At 74.7% G+C, this 1,122-nt stretch carries 1 protein-coding gene; it reads right to left on the bottom strand.

Annotated features, from left to right (window positions below; genetic code table 11):
- Window positions 1–19 precede the first annotated feature (19 nt).
- Entirely contained in the window at window positions 20–1,066 is a 1,047-nt protein-coding gene (locus tag EF918_RS35975; RefSeq protein ID WP_125653005.1) for an ABC transporter substrate-binding protein, read from the bottom strand.
- Window positions 1,067–1,122: the final 56 nt, after the last annotated feature.

Raw genomic sequence — 1,122 nt, 5'->3', positions numbered from 1 at the left:
GGCCGGGGCGGCTCGGGGGTCAGTGGGCACGGCCGAGGTCCTTCAGGCCGGAGGCGAGCAGGCCGAGGGCGTGGACGGAGCGCACCGAAGGGTCCAGTTCGATGCCCGGCACCTCGATGATCCGGCCCTCGCGGACCGCCGGGAGCCGGGACACGACCGGGTGCGCGGCGAGGGCGGCCCGCTTCTCGGCCGCGCTGTCGCCCGGCCGCCCGCGTTCGGACAGGTCACCGATCACGATCACGTCGGGATCGCGCCGCGCGACCTCCTCCCAGGTGACCTCCGGCCAGTCCTCGGCGAGGTCGTCGAAGGCGTTCGCCGCGCCGACGATCCGGCTCATCTCGCTGGGCAGACCGGTCCGCCCGGCCACGTACGGCATGCCGTTGAAGACGGAGTAGAGGTAGACGACGGTGGGCCGCCGCTCCCCCTGCCGGCCCTGCGCGGCGGTCTCCCGCGCCCGGTCGACCGCGGCGCGCTGCTCGGCGACGAGCCGGCCGGCCCGCTCCTGCGCGCCGAAGACCTTGCCGAGGTTCTCGTAGTCGGCGAAGAGCAGCTCGAACGCGCCGGCGCCGGCCGGGTTCTGCTGGGGGCAGTCCACGGCGCTGACGAACGTGGGGACCTGGAGCGCGGCCAGTTCCTCGCGGGTGCCCGCCCGGTCCTTGGTGTACAGGTCCGCGGAGCCGGCGACGACGAAGTCGGGCGTGGCGGCGCGCAGTTGCTCGGCGGTGGCGATCTTCGGGGCGATGACCGGGACCTTGGCGTACGCGGCCTCGTACTGCGCCGGGATCTTCGTCTTGAGGTTGGCGGTGCCGGCCATCCGGTCCTGGAGGCCGAGTTCGAGGAGGGTCTCGGTCGAGGCCTGGTCCAGGGCGACCGCCCGCCGCGGCGGGCCGGCGAAGGACTGCTCCCGGCCGCAACTCGTCAACGAGACGACCTGCCCGGCCACCGCGCCGGATCCGGACCCCGGCCCGGATCCGGACCCCGGCCCCGATGTGGCACAGGCGGCGACGGTGGCGGTGGCGGCGAGGGTGAGGGCGAGGGCGGTTCCGAGGCGGGCGGGGTGACGCATCCGGCTCTTCTACTCATCTAACCGTGCCGCCGACGGACAGCAGTCGGCCTCGGCGA

Source organism: Streptomyces sp. WAC06614 (assembly GCF_003949795.1).
Taxonomy (GTDB): Bacteria; Actinomycetota; Actinomycetes; order Streptomycetales; family Streptomycetaceae; genus Streptomyces.
Note: the sequence above shows the minus strand (reverse complement) of the source record. Positions and strands in the feature narration are given on the sequence as shown.